Source organism: Pseudomonas sp. GM102, from assembly GCF_000282555.1.
Lineage (GTDB): Bacteria > Pseudomonadota > Gammaproteobacteria > Pseudomonadales > Pseudomonadaceae > Aquipseudomonas.
Genome location: NZ_AKJB01000051.1, coordinates 25,828 through 45,487 on the forward strand (window position 1 = coordinate 25,828; position 19,660 = coordinate 45,487).

At 60.1% G+C, this 19,660-nt stretch carries 15 protein-coding genes; 11 read left to right on the top strand and 4 right to left on the bottom strand.

Annotation, left to right across the window (positions count from 1 at the left end):
• Positions 1-50: 50 nt before the first annotated feature.
• Positions 51-2,489, top strand: a complete 2,439-nt coding sequence (locus PMI18_RS18050; RefSeq protein ID WP_443200867.1) for a penicillin-binding protein 1A — start codon at positions 51-53, stop codon at positions 2,487-2,489.
• Positions 2,490-2,746: 257 nt separating this feature from the next.
• Here the strand turns inward: PMI18_RS18050 and PMI18_RS18045 are convergent, their stop codons facing one another.
• From PMI18_RS18045 to rpmE, 3 genes are all read right to left on the bottom strand, one after another.
• Positions 2,747-4,015, bottom strand: coding sequence for a malic enzyme-like NAD(P)-binding protein (locus tag PMI18_RS18045; protein ID WP_007899225.1), 1,269 nt, complete (start codon positions 4,013-4,015; stop codon positions 2,747-2,749).
• A 183-nt stretch (positions 4,016-4,198) separates the two neighbouring features.
• Positions 4,199-4,999: a thermonuclease family protein gene (locus PMI18_RS18040; RefSeq protein ID WP_007899228.1), complete on the bottom strand. Its 801-nt coding sequence runs from the start codon at positions 4,997-4,999 to the stop codon at positions 4,199-4,201.
• A gap of 14 nt (positions 5,000-5,013) precedes the next feature.
• The gene (gene rpmE / locus PMI18_RS18035; RefSeq protein ID WP_007899231.1) at positions 5,014-5,244 is read right to left on the bottom strand and encodes a 50S ribosomal protein L31; all 231 of its coding nucleotides are present in this window, start codon (positions 5,242-5,244) and stop codon (positions 5,014-5,016) included.
• 287 nt (positions 5,245-5,531) lie between these two features.
• On the opposite strand from rpmE, the gene PMI18_RS18030 reads away from it, so the two are divergent.
• The 10 genes from PMI18_RS18030 (at position 5,532) to PMI18_RS17985 (ending at position 18,635) form a co-directional block, all read left to right on the top strand.
• The gene (locus tag PMI18_RS18030) at positions 5,532-7,751 is read left to right on the top strand and encodes a primosomal protein N' (RefSeq protein ID WP_007899233.1); all 2,220 of its coding nucleotides are present in this window, start codon (positions 5,532-5,534) and stop codon (positions 7,749-7,751) included.
• 219 nt (positions 7,752-7,970) lie between these two features.
• Positions 7,971-9,707: an arginine--tRNA ligase gene (gene argS, locus PMI18_RS18025; protein WP_033036285.1), complete on the top strand. Its 1,737-nt coding sequence runs from the start codon at positions 7,971-7,973 to the stop codon at positions 9,705-9,707.
• Between the two features lies 1 nt (position 9,708).
• Positions 9,709-10,416, top strand: a complete 708-nt coding sequence (locus PMI18_RS18020) for an SPOR domain-containing protein (RefSeq protein ID WP_007899239.1) — start codon at positions 9,709-9,711, stop codon at positions 10,414-10,416.
• A 289-nt stretch (positions 10,417-10,705) separates the two neighbouring features.
• Positions 10,706-11,236, top strand: a complete 531-nt coding sequence (gene hslV, locus PMI18_RS18015; RefSeq protein WP_007899242.1) for an ATP-dependent protease subunit HslV — start codon at positions 10,706-10,708, stop codon at positions 11,234-11,236.
• Between the two features lie 54 nt (positions 11,237-11,290).
• Complete coding sequence (gene hslU / locus PMI18_RS18010; RefSeq protein ID WP_007899245.1) at positions 11,291-12,631, top strand: ATP-dependent protease ATPase subunit HslU; 1,341 nt, start codon at positions 11,291-11,293, stop codon at positions 12,629-12,631.
• Positions 12,632-12,837: 206 nt separating this feature from the next.
• Positions 12,838-13,218 carry a gamma-butyrobetaine hydroxylase-like domain-containing protein gene (locus PMI18_RS18005; protein ID WP_007899253.1) on the top strand — a complete coding sequence of 127 codons (381 nt, stop codon included), beginning with the start codon at positions 12,838-12,840 and terminating at the stop codon, positions 13,216-13,218.
• A gap of 256 nt (positions 13,219-13,474) precedes the next feature.
• Positions 13,475-15,154, top strand: coding sequence for a class II poly(R)-hydroxyalkanoic acid synthase (phaC, locus tag PMI18_RS18000; protein WP_007899254.1), 1,680 nt, complete (start codon positions 13,475-13,477; stop codon positions 15,152-15,154).
• A 134-nt stretch (positions 15,155-15,288) separates the two neighbouring features.
• A complete protein-coding gene (gene phaZ, locus PMI18_RS17995; protein WP_007899255.1) occupies positions 15,289-16,143 on the top strand; it encodes a poly(3-hydroxyalkanoate) depolymerase in 855 nt (284 codons plus the stop codon).
• Positions 16,144-16,272: 129 nt separating this feature from the next.
• Complete coding sequence (gene phaC, locus PMI18_RS17990) at positions 16,273-17,955, top strand: class II poly(R)-hydroxyalkanoic acid synthase (RefSeq protein ID WP_007899256.1); 1,683 nt, start codon at positions 16,273-16,275, stop codon at positions 17,953-17,955.
• 59 nt (positions 17,956-18,014) lie between these two features.
• Positions 18,015-18,635, top strand: coding sequence for a TetR/AcrR family transcriptional regulator (locus PMI18_RS17985; RefSeq protein ID WP_007899257.1), 621 nt, complete (start codon positions 18,015-18,017; stop codon positions 18,633-18,635).
• Between the two features lie 218 nt (positions 18,636-18,853).
• On the opposite strand, the gene PMI18_RS17980 is transcribed toward PMI18_RS17985, so the two are convergent.
• Positions 18,854-19,654 (bottom strand): phasin family protein, encoded by an 801-nt coding sequence (locus PMI18_RS17980; RefSeq protein ID WP_007899258.1) that lies wholly within the window; start codon positions 19,652-19,654, stop codon positions 18,854-18,856.
• Between the last annotated feature and the right edge of the window lie 6 nt (positions 19,655-19,660).

The following is a 19,660-nucleotide window of genomic DNA, read 5'->3' on the forward strand; positions in this document are numbered from 1 at the left end:
TGAACCCTGATGCCTAATTCATTCTTTGCCCTGGATATCCAAAAGCCTTGATTCGTCTGCTGAAATTTTTCGGTTGGTCCATCGTCGCCGTTTTCTGCGGACTGCTCCTGAGTCTGAGCGGCGCTTTTCTTTACCTTAGCCCCGGATTGCCGTCCGTGGAGGCGCTGAGAAGTATTCAGTTGCAGATTCCTTTGCGGGTGTATAGCAGCGACAACAAATTGATCGCAGAATTTGGCGAAATGCGCCGTACGCCAATCCGTTTCGCCGACATTCCCCCCAATTTCATTAATGCGTTACTAAGTGCTGAAGACGACAATTTCGCCAACCACTACGGCGTCGATCCCAGCAGCCTGATGCGGGCCGCCACCCAGTTGGTAAAAAGCGGACACATTCAGTCCGGCGGCAGCACCATCACCATGCAGGTGGCGAAGAACTTCTTCCTGACCAGCGAACGCAGCTTCTCGCGCAAAACCACCGAAATCCTCCTGGCCCTGCAGATCGAACGGCAGCTGACCAAGGATGAAATCCTCGAGCTGTACGTCAACAAGATCTATCTGGGCAACCGCGCCTATGGCATCGAGGCGGCGGCGCAGGTCTATTACGGCAAGTCGATTCGTGACGTCAGCCTGGCGCAGATGGCGATGATCGCCGGCCTGCCAAAAGCCCCCTCACGCTTCAACCCGCTGGCCAACCCGGCCCGCAGCAAGGAGCGCCGCGACTGGATCCTGGGGCGCATGTACAAGCTCGGCAAGATCACCGAAGCCGACTACACCACCGCGATCAATGAACCGCTGAACGCCAGCTACCACGTGCCGACTCCGGAAGTGAACGCACCGTACGTCGCCGAAATGGCCCGTGCCGAAATGGTCGGCCGCTATGGCAGCGATGCGTACACCGAAGGCTTCCGTGTCACCACCACGGTGCCGAGCGATTTGCAGGAGATGGCCAACACTGCGGTTCACGAAGGCTTGATGACCTACGACCAACGGCACGGTTATCGCGGCCCCGAGTCACGCCTGCCGGGTAAAACCCGAGAGGCCTGGGCTCTGGAGTTGACCAAACAGCGGACCATCAGCAGCCTGGAACCGGCGATCGTGACCCAGGTCGACAAGAACGGCGTGCAGGTGCTGACCCGCTCCGGCGAAGAACACGTTGCCTGGGACACCATGAAGTGGGCTCGCCCCTTCCTGAATACCAACAGCATGGGCGCCAATCCGAAGCAGCCGTCGGATGTCGCGCAGGTCGGTGATCTGATTCGCGTGCAGCGTCAGCCTGACAATTCGCTCAAGTTCAGCCAGATTCCGCAGGCTCAGGGCGCACTGGTTTCCCTCGACCCGCAGAACGGCGCCATTCGTTCGCTGGTCGGCGGTTTCGCCTTCGAGCAGAGCAACTACAACCGCGCCATGCAGGCCAAGCGTCAGCCGGGTTCGAGCTTCAAGCCGTTCGTCTACAGCGCCGCCCTGGACAACGGTTATACCGCCGCCAGCCTGGTGAACGACGCACCGATCGTGTTCGTCGACGAGTACCTGGACAAGGTCTGGCGCCCGAAGAACGACACCAATACCTTCCTCGGCCCGATCCGCATGCGTGAAGCGCTCTACAAGTCGCGCAACCTGGTATCGATCCGCCTGCTGCAAGCGCTGGGTGTCGACCGTACCATCGACTACATCAGCAAATTCGGCTTCAACAAGCAGGACCTGCCGCGCAACCTGTCCCTGGCCCTGGGTACCGCGACCCTGACGCCAATGGAAATCGCCACCGGCTGGAGCACCTTCGCCAACGGCGGCTACAAGATCACTCCGTACATCATCGACAAGATTGAAAGCCGCAACGGCGACACGCTATTCGTCGCCAACCCGCCGAGCGTTCCGAAAGGCGTCGTAGCAAGCGATGGCATCGCCATGCCAGCCTCCGACACCTTCACGGTCAACGTCACTCCAGGCGCAGTGCCGAGCGCCCAGCCAGCGCCACAAACGCCAGCCGTGGCCGAGCGTATCGTCGATGGGCGCACCACTTACATCCTCAACAGCATGCTGGAGGACGTGATCAAGCTCGGCACCGGTCGCCGTGCACTGGCCTTGGGCCGCAGCGACATCGCGGGCAAGACCGGCACCACCAACGAATCCAAGGACGCCTGGTTCTCCGGCTACAACGCCGATTACGTGACCACCGTCTGGACTGGCTTCGACCAACCGGAAAGCCTGGGCAAACGCGAGTTCGGCGGCACCGTTGCCTTGCCGATCTGGATGAACTACATGGCGGCGGCCCTTAAAGACAAGCCACCGCACACCCAGGCGGAGCCGGAAGGCATCCTCAGCCTGCGGGTTGACCCGATCAGCGGCCGTGCAGCCAGCCCTGGCACGCCAGGCGCCTACTTCGAACTGTTCAAGGCCGAGGACACGCCACCATCGGTGAACGAACTGGGTAACGGCAATGTGCCGGGCAGCCCGCTGCCAGCGGATGAGGCAGCACCGATCGATTTGTTCTGATCGCGCAGCGCAACGCAAAAGCCCCGCCTTCGAAAGAAGAGCGGGGTTTTTTATATCGGTGTTTCCCGTGCTGGCCCCTTCGCGGGCAAGCCTCGCTCCTACAGGGGTCCTGCCATACCTGATATCGCGAGCAACGCATATCCGTAGGAGCGAGGCTTGCCCGCGAAGAGGCCCTCAAAGACACCACAAATACCGCAGGCATTAAAAAAGCCCCGACTCGCGAGAGCCGGGGCTTTTGGTTGAAGCGCTACAACGGCTTAGCCGTTGAACACGTCATCCACGCTTTTCAGCGGGTAGTTCTTCGGATACGGCAGGGTCGCCACACCGGTCTCGATCGCAGCCTTGGCCACGGCATCGGAGATCAGGGTGATCAGACGGGCATCCATTGGTTTCGGAATGATGTACTCACGACCGAATTCCAGCTTGATGCCGCCGTAGGCGTCGCACACTTCCTGAGGCACTGGCAGCTTGGCCAGTTCACGCAGGGCGTTGGCGGCAGCCACTTTCATTTCTTCGTTGATGCGCTTGGCGCGAACGTCCAGGGCACCACGGAAGATGAACGGGAAGCCCAGTACGTTGTTGACCTGGTTCGGGTAGTCCGAACGGCCGGTGGCCATGATCACGTCGTTACGGGTGGCGTGCGCCAGTTCCGGGGAGATTTCCGGATCCGGGTTCGAGCACGCGAACACGATCGGGTTGGCCGCCATGGATTTCAGGCCTTCAGCACTCAGCAGGTTCGGACCGGACAGGCCAACGAACACGTCAGCGCCTTCCAGCGCGTCAGCCAGGGTGCGTTTCTCGGTCGCGTGAGCGAACACGGCCTTGTACTGGTTCAGGTCGTCACGGCCGGAGTGGATCACGCCGGTACGGTCAACCATGTAGATGTTTTCGATGTTGGCGCCCATGCTCACCAGCAATTTCATGCAGGAGATGGCGGCAGCACCGGCGCCCAGGCAGACGATCTTGGCGTCAGCCAGGGTTTTGCCAGCGATTTCCAGGGCGTTGATCATGCCGGCCGCAGTCACGATTGCGGTGCCGTGCTGGTCATCGTGGAATACCGGAATATCGCACTGCTCGATCAGAGCGCGTTCGATCTCAAAGCACTCAGGTGCCTTGATGTCTTCCAGGTTGATGCCACCGAAGGTGATGGAGATACGCTTGACGGTGTCGATGAAGGCTTGCGGGCTTTCGGAGTCGACTTCGATGTCGAACACGTCGATGCCGGCGAAGCGCTTGAACAGCACACCCTTACCTTCCATAACCGGCTTGGAAGCCAATGGGCCGAGGTTACCCAGGCCGAGAATCGCGGTGCCATCGGAAATGACTGCAACCAGGTTGCCCTTGCCGGTGTATTTGTAGGCCAGTTCAGGATCGCGGGCGATTTCGCGTACTGGTTCGGCTACGCCGGGGCTGTAGGCCAGCGACAGATCGCGGGCGGTAGCGGTGGCCTTGGTGAGCTCGACACTCAGCTTCCCTGGACGGGGATGGGCGTGATATTCGAGAGCGGCAGTTTTCAGATCAGACATAAGGGCATTCCGCTTTTTACTGTTGGACAGACGGACCGCCGAGGATACTCGCCTCGCAAAGTCCTCACAAGACTGACCAGTCACCCCTGTCAAGCGCCCGGCCCTACGACTTTGGGCCAAGAGCCACGAAACACAAGGGATAGACTGTTCACAATCAATAGAAAAAATGTCTACAATTTTTTCTTACGGTGCTGCCTGCAACATCGCCGGATCGGTCAGCGGCAGCAGCCAGCGCGCCTGCCCCGGCTTCAACCCGCCGCGACGTGAACGATCCACCACCCAGCCACGAGCCTCGATTTGCTTGCCTTTGAGATTTTCAAGCAATGCGACATCGAATTGGTCCAGCATATTGGGTGCAACCCGCAATACAACCGAATCCTGCAACTCGATCCAAACGCCGCCGCGATTGCGCTGAACCTTGCTCACACGACCACTGAGCATGGCGAAGCCGGATGCACTGATCTGCTCCGCTTTCAGTACAGGTGATTGTCGCCACAGCCCGAGACCCGCCCGACGAGCACTGCGTTCGGCCACTTGCTGGCAGGCGACCAAATCGACATTCGGTGCCACCGCCACCTGAAAACCGAGGCCCTCGGCGAGCATCTGCGCTTCGAGGTTGGCCCCATCGACACTGTAGACATGAGCCAGGGTGCGGCCGTAATGGTCCTTGCTTTCCTTACCCGGCAACAAACCGACCCGCCCGTCGCTGGCGGCCACCAGAGCCTCAAGGCGTTTGCGCGCGGCCACGGCGAACGGTTCGTCGGAGCGACCCTGCTTGCCTAGCTCCGGCGTATTCAAACCGATCATGCGCACGCTGCGGCCATCGCTCAGACGCAAGGTGTCGCCATCCACTACGCGCTGCACCGTGACTGGCGTGAGCCCGCTCGGTGCCGGGCAGAAGGCCTGGGCACCGGAAAGCCAAATCGCGGACACAAAAAAGGCGCCCGCGAGGGACGCCTTTTTCATCAGCAAGGAAAAGCCCATCGGGCCTTTCAACCTTACTCTGCAGCAGCAGGAGCTTTCTTGCCGAAAGCGCCGAAACGGTCTGCGAAGCGCTGTACACGACCGCCAGTATCCAGAGTCTTCTGCTTACCGGTGTAGAACGGGTGGCATTCGTTGCATACGTCGATCGCCAGAGGCTTGGCCAGGTTCGAACGAGTTTCGAACTTGTTGCCACAGCTGCAGGTAACTGCGGTGATTTCGTATGTTGGATGGATATCGGCTTTCATGATGTATTCCTCAGGCTAGCGTGCCGCCACTCAACACCATTGTTGAATACCGCACGTAATTAGGCCGCGGATTCTACCAGACAATGCCATTCACGCAAGCTGTCGCTTAAACCAGTCGTCTGCTAGGCTCCCGGCCTCAAGCGCAATCCCTGTGGGAGCGGGCTTGCTCGCGAAGAGTCCGTAACATTCAACATCTCAGGTGGCTGTTGCACCGCTTTCGCGAGCAAGCCCGCTCCCACAGGTCGCGCCCTGCTTTCTTTTTTGCCCGCTTATCGAGATTCCCCCGCGTGCCCAACGCCATTTTGCGCCTCGCCCTGCCTTCGCCCCTGCGCCGCCTGTTCGACTACCGCGCACCGGCCGGAGTCCTGCGCGCCCAGTTGCACCCGGGCATGCGCTTTCGGGTGCCGTTTGGTCGGCGGGAGATGATCGGGATTCTGGTGGAGGTCACCGACACCAGCGAAGTACCGGCAGAAAAACTCAAGCCGGCCCTGGCGCTGCTCGATGCCGTACCACCGCTGCCACCCGCGTTGTTCAAGCTGTGCTTATGGACTTCCCAGTATTACCAGCACAGCCTCGGCGACACGTTGAGCTGGGCGCTGCCAGTGTTGCTGCGTCAGGGTGAACTGGCCGAAGCGCGGCAGGAGCGTTTTTGGTCCGCCGCACCCGGCGCCAGCCTCGATGATCCGCGCATCGCCCGCGCACCGCGACAGCGCGAAGCCCTGGCGACCCTGGCCCAGCACCCCCATGGTGTCGCTCATCAGTTGCTGAGCAAATTGATGCTGAGCAAGGACAGCCTCGATCTGTTGCTGGCCAAGGATCTGGTGCAGGTAGACATCCGCAAGCACGCGCCCGGTGTGCGCCACGAACACTGGCTGGCCCAACCGGAACTGCCGCTCAACCCGGAGCAGCGCGCCGCTTACGAGGCGATTCGAGCCGGATTCGACAGTTATCACGCGTTCCTGCTGGCTGGCGTCACCGGCAGCGGCAAGACCGAAGTCTATTTGCAGCTGATCCGCGAAACCCTCGAGGCCGGCAAGCAAGCCCTGGTGCTGATCCCGGAGATCAACCTCGGCCCGCAAACCCTGGCGCGCTTCGAGCAGCGCTTCAATGCGCGCATCGCGCTGATCCACTCCGCAGTCAATGACCGCGAACGCCTGGAAGCCTGGCTGGCGGCACGGGATGGCGAGGCCGACATTATTATCGGTACCCGTTCGGCACTGTTCACGCCGATGAAGAACCCCGGCCTGATCATCATTGATGAAGAGCACGACGGCTCTTATAAACAGCAGGAAGGCCTGCGCTACCACGCCCGCGACTTGGCACTGGTCCGCGCCCGGCAGGAAAACATCCCGATTGTCCTCGGATCCGCCACGCCTTCACTGGAAAGCCTGCAAAACGCCTACACCGGTCGTTACGGTCTCTTACGCCTGAATGAGCGGGCCGGTGGCGCCAAGCAACCGCGTTTCCTGCGCCTGGACGTGAAAAGTCGTCCGCTGGACAGCGGCATTTCCGGGCCGATGCAACAAGCTATCGGTCAGACCCTGGCCGCCGGCCAGCAGGTGCTGGTGTTCCTCAACCGCCGAGGGTTCGCCCCGACGCTGCTCTGCCACGACTGCGGCTGGATGTCTGAATGCCAGCGCTGCGACGCGCGAATGACCGTGCACCAGCGCTCCGGCGAACTGCGTTGCCACCATTGTGGCTACGTCGAACGCGTGCCCCGCCATTGCCCGAAGTGCGGCAAGGTCGATCTGCGGCCTGTGGGCGCCGGTACCGAGCGCGCCGAAGAACGCCTGGGGATTTTGTTTCCGCACGTCCCGGTGCTGCGGGTCGACCGCGACAGCACTTCACGCAAAGACGCGATGAATCAACTGTTCGCCACCATTCAAAAAGGCCAGCCGTGCATTCTGGTCGGCACACAAATGCTTGCCAAAGGGCACCACTTTCCACGGGTGACCCTGGTGTCGATTCTGGATGCCGACGGCGGACTGTTCTCCGGCGATTTCCGCGCCAGCGAACGCATGGCGCAGTTGATCGTCCAGGTCGCCGGGCGCGCGGGGCGGGCCGAAGAGCCGGGCAAAGTGATTATCCAGACGCACCTGGCGGACCATCCGCTGCTGGTGCAACTGACCGAGCAAGGCTATTTCGCCTTTGCCGAACAGGCGTTGAGCGAACGCCGCTCCGCAGGACTTCCACCGTTTGCGCATCTCGCGCTGCTGCGGGCCGAAGCGCATAAACCGGGGCAGGCCGAAGGCTTCCTCGATGAAGCGTGCAGCGAGGCCGAGCGTTTGCTGGCCGAGCAGAACCTGAGCGGGATTGAGTTGCTGGGGCCGGTGCCTGCGCCGATGGAGCGCCGGGCCGGGCGTTATCGCGCGCAGTTGTTGCTGCAAGCCACGGCCCGGGCACCGCTGCATCGATTGCTGAGCAGTTGGTTGCTGGTTTTGGAGCAGATGCCGAGTGGGCGGGCGGTGCGCTGGTCGCTGGATGTGGATCCGGTCGATTTGTATTGATTGGAAGACGGCCTTCGCGGGCAAGCCTCGCTCCTACAGGGCAGTGCGCCGATCAAAAGATTGTAGGAGCGAGGCTTGCCCGCGAAGGCGGTCGATTTGTCACCACATATCCATAACCTGCCCGCTATAGTTGGCAAGCCCGTCTTCGCAACGGATAATGCCCAGTTTTTCCACCAGCGCATCGAAGCGCCGCCGCGCTTGCGGTCGAAAGAGCAGACCATGAAAGACACCATTCGCCAGCTGATCCAACAAGCCATCACCCAACTCGTCAACGAAGGTGTGTTGCCTGAAGGCCTGTCGCCGGCGATCCAGGTGGAAAACTCCCGTGACAAGAAAAACGGCGACTTCGCCAGCAACATCGCCATGATGCTGGCCAAACCAGCCGGTATGAAACCTCGTGACCTGGCCGAGAAAATCATCGCCGCGCTGCCGGCTGACGAGAACGTCACCAAGGCCGAAATCGCCGGTCCTGGCTTCCTGAACTTCTTCCAGAACACTCAAGCCCTGGCGACCCGCCTGGACGCGGCGCTGGCCGACGACCACATCGGCGTACGCAAGGCCGGCCCGGTGCAGCGCACCGTGGTTGACCTGTCGGCACCGAACCTGGCCAAAGAGATGCACGTCGGCCACTTGCGCTCGACCATCATCGGCGACGGCGTGGCCCGGGTTCTGGAATTCCTCGGCGACGAAGTGATCCGCCAGAACCACGTTGGCGACTGGGGCACCCAGTTTGGCATGCTGATGGCTTATCTGCAGGAAAACCCGATCACCAGCGACGAGCTGTCGGACCTGGAAAACTTCTACCGCGCCGCCAAGCAACGCTTCGACGAGTCCGCCGAGTTCGCTGATCGCGCCCGAGGCCTGGTGGTCAAGCTGCAAGCCGGCGACCCGGACTGCCTGGCGCTGTGGACCAAGTTCAAAGACATCTCGTTGTCGCACTGCCAGAAAATCTACGAACTGCTGAACGTCAAACTGACCATGGCCGACGTAATGGGCGAAAGCGCCTATAACGACGACCTGATCAACGTGGTCAACGACCTCAAGGCCGCCGGCCTGCTGGTCGAGAGCAACGGCGCTCAATGCGTGTTCCTCGACGAGTTCAAGAACGCCGATGGCGACCCGCTGCCAGTGATCATCGTCAAGGCCGACGGCGGTTACCTCTACGCCACCACCGACCTGGCAGCCGTGCGTTATCGCAGCGGCGTGCTGAAGGCCGATCGTGCGCTGTATTTCGTCGACCAGCGCCAGGCCCTGCACTTCCAGCAAGTGTTCCAGGTCGCGCGCCTGGCCGGCTTCGTGACGCACCCGATGGAAATGGAACACATGGGCTTCGGCACCATGAACGGCGCCGACGGCCGTCCGTTCAAGACCCGTGATGGCGGCACCGTGAAGCTGATCGACCTGCTGACCGAAGCCCAGGAACGCGCCTACACACTGGTGAAAGAGAAGAACCCGGAGCTTGCCGAAGACGAGTTGCGCAACATCGCCAAGGTCGTGGGCATTGGCGCCGTGAAATACGCCGACCTGTCCAAGCACCGCACCAGCGATTACAGCTTCAACTTCGACCTGATGCTGAACTTCGAAGGCAACACCGCGCCATACCTGCTGTACGCCTACACCCGGGTGGCCGGCGTGTTCCGCAAGCTTGGCAAGGATTTCAGCGAAGTCGAAGGGCAGATCGTCCTCGAAGCCGCACACGAACATGAGCTGGCGGCGAAACTGGCGCAGTTCGGCGAGATCCTGAATAACGTGTCCGACAAAGGCACGCCGCACATCCTCTGCACCTACCTGTACGATGTTGCCGGCCTGTTCTCCAGCTTCTACGAGAACTGCCCGATCCTCGGCGCCGACACCCCGGCGCAAATGCAGAGCCGCCTGCGCCTCGCCGCGCTGACCGGCCGCACTCTCAAGCAAGGCCTGGAACTCTTGGGTCTGGAAACTCTGGAGCGTATGTAAGTTGGCTGCCAAGAAAAAACCTGCACCCAAGCGTGGCGCCAGCCGTTACCAAGCTCCTGCAAAGCAACCGATCCCGGGCTGGCTGTGGATGGCCATCGGCCTGACGGTCGGCGCGTTCATTGTGTTCCTGATGAAGCTGGAGCCGGGCAAGGGCAGCGATACCGTCAAGCGCGAGAAGATCGAGCAGCAGAAAGCCAGCAAGATCGCCGAGGCCAACAAGACCCCGCCAAGCCCGACGCAACCGGTGAAGCCGAAGTACGACTTCTACACCTTGCTGCCGGAATCGGAAGTCATTGTGCCGCCGGACGCGGTACCGGAAAAAACCCTACCGACACCACAAGTGCCGGCCATTCCGACCACGCCGGTGACGCCAGAGCAAGCGGCGAAAATCGACACCGCCCGGGCTCAAGCGGCATTGGCTGGCATCACCCCGCCGCCAGCGCCACCGGTGGCGAAAGCTGCGCCGGTGACCAAGTTCTTCCTGCAGGCGGGTTCGTTCCGCAAGGAAGCCGATGCCGACAAGGTGCGTGCGCAGATCATCCTGCTGGGTCAGGCGGTGGCGGTTGAATCCGGCACGGTGAAGGACGAGACCTGGTATCGGGTGCTGGTCGGTCCGTTCAGCAACCGCGAACAGCTGACCACCGCTCAGAAGCAACTGGCGGGCAGCGGCTTCAGCAACCTGTTGTTACAACAACGTCAGAGTCGCTGACCTAGCAGAAACAACCTGCTTTTGTGGCGAGGGAGCTTGCTCCCGCTGGAGTGCGCAGCACTCCCTAACCCGGGCACCGCGGTCCATCAGACAGACTTCGGTAGCTGGGTTTACGACTGCTGCGCAGCCGAACGGGAGCAAGCTCCCTCGCCACAGGGATTCACTTGCATCCTCCTTTACCAATGACAAACCGCTCGTCCCCTCTCCCGCTCCGCAGTTGAAAAACGCTCCACCACCCCCATATGAGTTGGCATAAGGCATTTTCGCCCCGCTGCGTGGAGACTCTCCCTTGACCACCATCGTTTCAGTTCGCCGCCACGGCAAAGTCGTCATGGGCGGCGACGGCCAGGTTTCGCTCGGCAATACCGTGATGAAAGGCAACGCGAAAAAAGTTCGCCGCCTCTACCACGGCCAGGTTATCGCCGGTTTTGCCGGGGCCACCGCTGACGCCTTCACCCTCTTCGAGCGTTTCGAAGGCCAGCTGGAGAAACATCAGGGCCACCTGGTTCGCGCCGCCGTCGAACTCGCCAAAGAATGGCGCACCGACCGCTCCCTGAGCCGCCTCGAAGCCATGCTCGCGGTCGCCAACAAAGATGCCTCCCTGATCATCACCGGCAACGGTGACGTGGTTGAGCCCGAAGAAGGCCTGATCGCCATGGGTTCCGGCGGTGGTTACGCCCAGGCTGCCGCGAGTGCCCTGTTGAAGAAAACCGATTTGTCGGCGCGGGAAATCGTCGAAACAGCGCTCGGCATCGCCGGCGACATCTGCGTATTCACCAACCACACCTTCACCATTGAGGAGCAGGACCTCGCTGAGTAAGCCTGTTTTGGCCTAGCGCCACGGCTCACTTATGCTTGAGGACCGCCAATTACTATGCCCATGACCCCCCGTGAAATCGTCCACGAACTCAATCGCCATATCATCGGCCAGGACGATGCCAAACGCGCCGTCGCCATCGCCTTGCGTAACCGCTGGCGCCGGATGCAGCTGCCTGAAGAGCTGCGCGTCGAAGTCACCCCCAAGAACATCCTGATGATCGGCCCGACCGGTGTCGGTAAAACCGAGATCGCCCGTCGCCTGGCCAAGCTCGCCAACGCGCCGTTCATCAAGGTCGAAGCGACCAAGTTCACCGAAGTGGGCTACGTCGGCCGCGACGTCGAATCGATCATTCGTGATCTGGCCGACGCCGCGATCAAACTGCTGCGCGAACAGGAAATGACCAAGGTTCGCCACCGCGCCGAAGACGCTGCCGAAGAACGCATCCTCGACGCCTTGCTGCCACCGGCACGCATGGGCTTCAGCAACGAGGACGCTGCACCGTCGGCCGATTCCAACACCCGTCAGCTGTTCCGCAAGCGCCTGCGTGAAGGTCAGCTGGATGACAAGGAGATCGAAATCGAAGTGGCCGAAGTGTCCGGCGTCGATATCTCCGCGCCACCGGGCATGGAAGAAATGACCAACCAGCTGCAGAGCCTGTTCGCCAACATGGGCAAGGGCAAGCGCAAAAACCGCAAGCTCAAGGTCAAGGAAGCGCTGAAACTGGTTCGCGACGAAGAAGCCGGTCGCCTCGTCAACGAAGAAGAATTGAAGGCCAAGGCCCTGGAAGCCGTCGAGCAGCACGGCATCGTGTTCATCGACGAAATCGACAAGGTTGCCAAGCGCGGCAATTCCGGGGGCGTCGACGTGTCCCGTGAGGGCGTACAGCGCGACTTGCTGCCGCTGATTGAAGGCTGCACCGTCAACACCAAACTGGGGATGGTCAAGACTGACCACATCCTGTTCATCGCTTCCGGTGCGTTCCACCTGAGCAAGCCGAGCGATCTGGTGCCTGAGCTGCAAGGTCGCCTGCCGATTCGGGTCGAACTCAAGGCCCTGAGCCCGGAAGATTTCGAGCGCATCCTCAGCGAGCCGCATGCATCGCTCACCGAGCAATATTGTGCACTGCTGAAAACCGAAGGTCTGCTCATCGAATTCCTCCCGGACGGCATCAAGCGTCTCGCCGAGATCGCCTGGCAGGTCAACGAGAAAACCGAAAACATCGGTGCCCGTCGCCTGCACACCCTGCTCGAGCGCCTGCTCGAAGAGGTCTCGTTCAGCGCCGGTGATCTGGCCAGTACCCACGAGGACAAGCCGATCCTGATCGATGCCGATTACGTCAACAGCCACTTGGGCGAATTGGCGCAGAACGAAGACCTGTCCCGTTATATCCTGTAGGTCTCAATCTGTGTGAGCGGGCTTCTGTGGCGAGGGAGCTTGCTCCCGCTGGGTCGCGAAGCGGCCCCAAAAGTCAGTGAATGCGGTCTACCAGACAGACCACATTCACCGAATTTACGGCTGCTGCGCAGCCGAGCGGGAGCAAGCTCCCTCGCCACAGGTCACCCGTCGACACAGGGCCTCCATACAGACGGAAGATCGGCCCCATGACGACCCAACTCCCCACCGACATCAAACTCCACAAAGCCTCAAAAACCCTGTCGCTCAAATACGCGTCCGGCGAGGAATATCACCTGCCCGCCGAGTTCCTTCGCGTGCATTCTCCTTCCGCCGAAGTCCAAGGCCACGGCAAACCTATCCTGCAATTTGGCAAGATCGGCGTAGGCCTGAGCAAGGTCGAACCGGCCGGTCAGTACGCACTGAAATTGACCTTCGACGACGGCCACGACAGCGGCCTGTTCACCTGGGAATATCTGTACCAGCTGGCAGTGCGCCAGGAAGATCTCTGGAACGATTATCTTGCTGAACTCAAAGCGGCTGGAAAGACCCGTGATCCGAATGAGTCCGTCGTCAAGCTGATGCTCTAGCTCAGGCCTCTGGCTGTTTAGAGGGCATTTTCTAATTCCATCTGTTTGAATGCTTCGCTGCGGTGGCAACGATTGGCCCGCTTGCGAAAAAAATTAAACTCGGGTAACCAATGGAGCTGGCAAGTTCCGTGCAGTGCTCTCTGAACTAAAAAGCAGCGATGCGCAATTTACAGTCACCCGAGCAGTAGTACCTGGCGTGCTGTGTGATTACATAGCTGGACTCAGGTACTCGTCTCAGGACAATGGAGCGTCGTAGATGAGTAACAAGCTTAACGATGACTTGAAATTTCAGGCTTCGGAAAATACCTTGGGGCTGAATCCTGTTGTTGGACTACGTAGAAAGGATCTCTTGGGCTCTGCCCGAATGGTGCTGACCCAGGCCATCAGACAACCCATCCACAGTGCCAGGCATGTCGCCCATTTCGGCATCGAACTCAAGAACGTGCTGTTCGGAAAATCCGAGCTTCAACCGCAAAGTGATGACCGTCGCTTCCTTGATCCGGCGTGGAGTCAGAACCCGCTCTACAAACGTTATTTGCAAACTTATCTGGCGTGGCGCAAGGAGCTTCATGCCTGGATCGATGACAGCAACCTCTCGCCCAAGGACGTCGCTCGCGGGCATTTCGTGATCAACCTCATGACCGAAGCCATGGCCCCGACCAACACGGCGGCCAACCCGGCGGCGGTCAAACGCTTCTTCGAAACCGGTGGCAAGAGCCTGCTCGACGGCCTCTCCCATCTGGCCAAGGATCTGGTGCACAACGGTGGCATGCCGAGCCAGGTCAACATGGGTGCATTCGAAGTCGGCAAGAGCCTGGGCGTAACCGAAGGTGCAGTGGTGTTTCGCAACGATGTGCTGGAGCTGATCCAGTACCGACCGATCACCGAGCAAGTGCATGAACGCCCGCTGCTGGTGGTGCCGCCACAGATCAACAAGTTCTACGTTTTCGACCTGAGCCCGGACAAGAGCCTGGCGCGCTTTTGCCTGCGCAACAACGTGCAGACGTTTATCGTCAGCTGGCGCAACCCGACCAAGGAGCAGCGCGAGTGGGGGCTGTCGACCTACATCGAAGCGCTCAAGGAAGCGGTCGACGTGGTCACCGCGATTACCGGCAGCAAAGACGTGAACATGCTCGGCGCCTGCTCCGGCGGTATCACCTGCACCGCCCTGTTGGGTCACTACGCAGCGATCGGCGAGAAGAAGGTCAACGCCCTCACCCTGTTGGTCAGCGTGCTGGACACCACCCTGGACAGCGATGTGGCCCTGTTTGTCGACGAGCAGACCCTCGAAGCCGCCAAGCGCCATTCCTACCAGGCCGGTGTGCTGGAAGGTCGCGACATGGCGAAAGTTTTCGCCTGGATGCGCCCCAACGACCTGATCTGGAACTACTGGGTCAACAACTACTTGCTGGGTAATGAGCCGCCGGTTTTCGACATTCTGTTCTGGAACAACGACACCACCCGGTTGCCGGCAGCGTTCCATGGCGACCTGATCGAGATGTTCAAAAACAACCCATTGATCCGTCCCGATGCCCTGGAAGTGTGCGGCACAGCGATCGACCTCAAGCAGGTAACCGCCGACATCTTTTCCCTGGCTGGCACCAACGATCACATCACCCCGTGGAAGTCCTGCTACAAATCCGCGCAGCTGTTCGGCGGCAAGGTCGAGTTCGTGCTGTCCAGCAGCGGGCATATCCAGAGCATTCTGAACCCTCCGGGCAATCCGAAAGCGCGCTACATGACCAGCACCGACATGCCGGTCAAAGCCGAAGAATGGATGGAAAACTCCACCAAGCACACCGATTCCTGGTGGCTGCATTGGCAGGCGTGGCAGGCCGAGCGTTCGGGCAAGCTGAAAAAATCCCCCGCCAACCTTGGCAACAAGGCCTATCCAGCGGGTGAAGCTTCGCCGGGTACTTACGTGCATGAACGTTGAGTTTCAAATAACTCGCAGTCCGCGGCACTGGGAGGTGCCGCGATCTCTATCGATTACTCTCGAGGCCAGCCTCGAACATTCTGCGACGGCCCGGGACGGCTCGATCAGCGTTTAAAACCTACAGGGCTCTGTGCATGCCGCAACCGTTCGTCTTTCGTACCGTCAACCTGGATGGCCAGACCCTCCGCACTGCGGTACGCCCCGGCAAGCCTCACTTGACGCCCTTGCTGATTTTCAACGGCATCGGCGCCAACCTGGAGCTGATATTCCCGTTCGTCCAGGCTCTGGATCCGGACCTGGAAGTCATCGCCTTCGACGTACCCGGCGTCGGCGGTTCATCGACCCCCAATCGCCCGTATCGCTTTGCGGGCCTGGCGAAACTCACGGCGCGAATGCTCGACTATCTCGATTACGGGCAAGTCAACGTGATTGGCGTTTCGTGGGGTGGCGCTCTGGCGCAGCAATTCGCCCATGACTATCCCGAGCGCTGCAAGAAGCTGGTGCTGGCGGCCACAGCGGCTGGCGCCGTGATGGTTCCGGGCAAGCCGAAAGTGCTGTGGATGATGGCCAGCCCACGGCGCTACATCCAGCCATCGCATGTGATCCGTATCGCACCAATGATCTATGGCGGCTCGTTCCGTCGTGATCCGACCCTGGCTGCCAGTCACGCCGCCAGGGTTCGTTCGGCAGGCAAACTCGGTTATTACTGGCAACTGTTCGCCGGCCTTGGCTGGACCAGCATTCATTGGCTGCACAAAATCCACCAACCAACCCTGGTGCTGGCCGGCGACGACGATCCACTGATCCCGCTGATCAACATGCGCATGCTGGCTTGGCGAATTCCCAATGCCCAATTGCACATCATCGACGACGGCCATCTGTTTTTGATTACCCGGGCCGAAGCGGTGGCACCGATCATCATGAAGTTTCTTGAGGAGGAACGTCAGCGCGCAGTCATGCATCCGCATCCGGCGCCATCGGGCGGTTAACCGATCCCGACTTTTGTTTATGAAAAGGAGTCGGCAGGAGGCCGTGCCGCGCAACAACCCGTAACACCGTCTATGGTGTTTTGTTCGGGTGTGTTTGTTTTTGGCCTGATGACGAAGGAGTGTTAACCCATGCGCGACAAACCAGCGAAGGGCTCTTTGCCCACTCCCGCTGCATTCATCAATGCACAAAGTGCGGTTACCGGTCTGCGCGGCCGGGACCTGCTTTCGACCTTGCGCAGCCTGGCCACCCACGGCCTGCGCAATCCGGTGTATACGGCCCGGCATGCCTTGAAGCTGGGCGGTCAGCTGGGCCGCGTGTTGTTGGGTGAAACCCTGCACCCGACCAATCCGCAGGACAGTCGCTTTGCCGATCCGACGTGGAGCCTCAATCCTTTTTATCGCCGCAGCCTGCAGGCCTATCTGAGCTGGCAGAAAGAAGTCAAAAACTGGATCGACGAAAGCAACATGAGCCCGGACGATCGTGCCCGCGCCCACTTTGCCTTTGCCTTGATCAACGACGCTGTGGCGCCGTCCAACACGCTGCTCAATCCGCTGGCGATCAAGGAGTTTTTCAACTCCGGCGGCAACAGTCTCGTGCGGGGTATAGGCCATTTGCTCGACGACCTGATGCACAACCACGGTCTGCCAAGACAAGTCACCAAACAAGCATTCGAGGTGGGCAAAACGGTCGCTACCACCACCGGCTCCGTGGTGTTTCGCAATGAGCTGCTGGAGCTGATCCAGTACAAGCCGATGAGCGAAAAACAGTATTCAAAACCGTTGTTGATCGTGCCGCCGCAGATCAACAAGTTCTACATTTTCGACTTGAGCCCGAGCAACAGCTTCGTCCAGTTCGCCCTTAAAAACGGTTTGCAGACCTTCATTATCAGCTGGCGCAATCCCGATGTGCGTCATCGCGAATGGGGGTTGTCGTCTTACGTCGAAGCCGTCGAAGAAGCGATGAACGTGTGCCGGGCGATCACCGGCGCTCGCGAGGTCAACCTGATGGGGGCCTGTGCCGGCGGGCTGACCATCGCCGCGCTGCAAGGGCATTTGCAGGCCAAGCGGCAGCTACGACGGGTGTCCAGTGCGACCTACCTGGTCAGCATGCTCGACAGCCAGATAGACAGCCCGGCCACCCTCTTCGCCGACGAACAGACGCTGGAAGCGGCCAAGCGCCGCTCGTATCAGAAGGGCGTTCTTGAAGGTCGTGACATGGCCAGGGTGTTTGCCTGGATGCGCCCCAACGATTTGATCTGGAATTACTTCGTCAATAACTACCTGCTCGGCAAGGAGCCGCCGGCGTTCGACATCCTCTACTGGAACAATGACAACACGCGGCTGCCGGCAGCATTTCATGGCGACCTGCTGGACTTCTTCAAGCACAACCCGCTGAGTCATCCTGGCGGGCTGGAAGTGTGCGGCACGCCGATCGACCTGCAGAAAGTCACCGTCGACAGTTTCAGCGTGGCGGGCATGAATGATCACATCACCCCATGGGATGCGGTGTATCGCTCGACATTGCTGCTGGGTGGCGAGCGGCGCTTCGTACTGTCCAATAGCGGTCATGTGCAGAGCATTCTCAACCCGCCCCACAATCCGAAAGCCAACTACGTCGAGAATCCAAAACTGAGCAGCGACCCGCGGGCCTGGTATTACGACGCCAAGCGCGTCGACGGTAGCTGGTGGACGCAATGGCTGGGCTGGATTCAGGAACGCTCCGGCGCACAACGTGAAACCCAGATGGCCCTCGGCAACCAGAACTATCCACCGATGGAGGCGGCACCCGGTACTTACGTGCGCGTGCGCTGACGTTCAACGAACCACGGCCGCCAATGGCCGTGGCATGACTCGACCATTAAGAAGACTGGATGAAAACCCGCGACCGGATTCTCGAATGTGCCCTGCAGTTGTTCAATCAGAAGGGCGAACCGAATGTGTCCACCATGGAAGTGGCCAACGAAATGGGCATCAGCCCGGGCAACCTCTACTACCATTTCCACGGCAAGGAACCGCTGATTCTAGGGTTGTTCGAGCGTTTCCAGGCCGAATTGACGCCCTTGCTCGATCCGCCGTCCGATGTGGAATTGGCGCCCGAGGATTACTGGCTGTTCCTGCACCTGATCATCGAACGCCTGGCCCATTACCGGTTTCTGTTCCAGGACCTGTCGAACCTTGCCGGCCGCCTGCCGAAACTGGCCAAGGGGATACGCAACCTGCTCAATGCGTTGAAGCGCACACTGGCTTCATTGCTGGCACAGTTGAAAGCTCAAGGTCAGTTGGTCAGTGACACCCAGGCGCTGGGGCAGTTGGTGGAACAAATCACCATGACGTTGCTGTTCTCGCTGGACTATCAGCGGATTCTCGACCGTGAAGGTGAAGTGCGACTGGTGGTGTATCAAATCATGATGCTGGTGGCGCCGCACTTGCTGCCGCAAGTCAAGGTTGCGACCGAGCGGTTGGCATTGCAGTACCTCGAAGAGCACGACTAACCCTGTGGGAGCGGGCTGTGGCGAGGGGGCTTGCCCCCGTTGGGTCGCGAAGCGCCCCCAGAATTTCCAAAGTTAAGCCGCATGTAATGGATTTACGACTGCTTCGCAGCCGAACGGGGTGATGCGGCATTCCGACAGGATTTGTGGTGCTTTCCAGAATCCATGCACAAACAAAAACGCCCGACCTTCGCAGGCCGGGCGTTTTTTTAGTCCTGAAATCAGGACTGACTGGTTGGCGTCGATGGAGCCGGCGCAGCAGTCGGGGTTACAGCAGGTGTCGGAGCAGTGGCGGAGTTCGCCGTGCTGACCGGTGTTACCGGCTTGGCGGCAGCCACTACTGGTTTCGGTGCAGCCGCTTTCGGGGCGGCCGGTTTTTTCACTACAGGCTTCTTGGCTGCTGGCTTTTTCGCAACGGCGGGTTTGGCTGCTGCGGTTTTAGCTGCAGGTTTGGCCGCCGGTTTTGCGGCTGGTTTTGCGGCCGCTTTGGCTGCAGGTTTCGCCGCGGCAGTTTTGGTTGCCGGTTTAGCGGCAGCCTTGGCCAATGGTTTGGCTACGCTTTTAGCCGCTGGTTTGGCCGCCGCGGTTTTCGCCGCAACAGGCGCAACCTTGGCACCGGTGAGTTTTTCGATTTGCTTGGTCAGGGTATCGACCTTGCTGTGCAGTGCCTTGACCTCATTGCGGCTCGGTACACCCAGGCGCGAAATGGCGCTGTTCAGACGCTTGTCGAAAGCCCCTTCCAGCTCATCCCATTTGCCCAGTGCACGATCTTTCACGCCGCTGATGCGCGACTTGGCCGACGAAGCGGAGTCCTTGGCGGCATCGACTTTCTTGCCGACAGCGCTCTTGGTGAGCTTCTCGGCTTTCTCGCCGTCCTTAACCAATGTATCGAAGAGCTTGCTGCCGTCAGTGTCAATCTTCGAGTACACGCCTAAACCAGCCAGCCAGATCTTGCGGGAGTAGTCTTCAACCTTCCCGATCCACGAGCTGCCTTCTTTTTCAGTATTCTTTTTACCAGCCATCCCGTT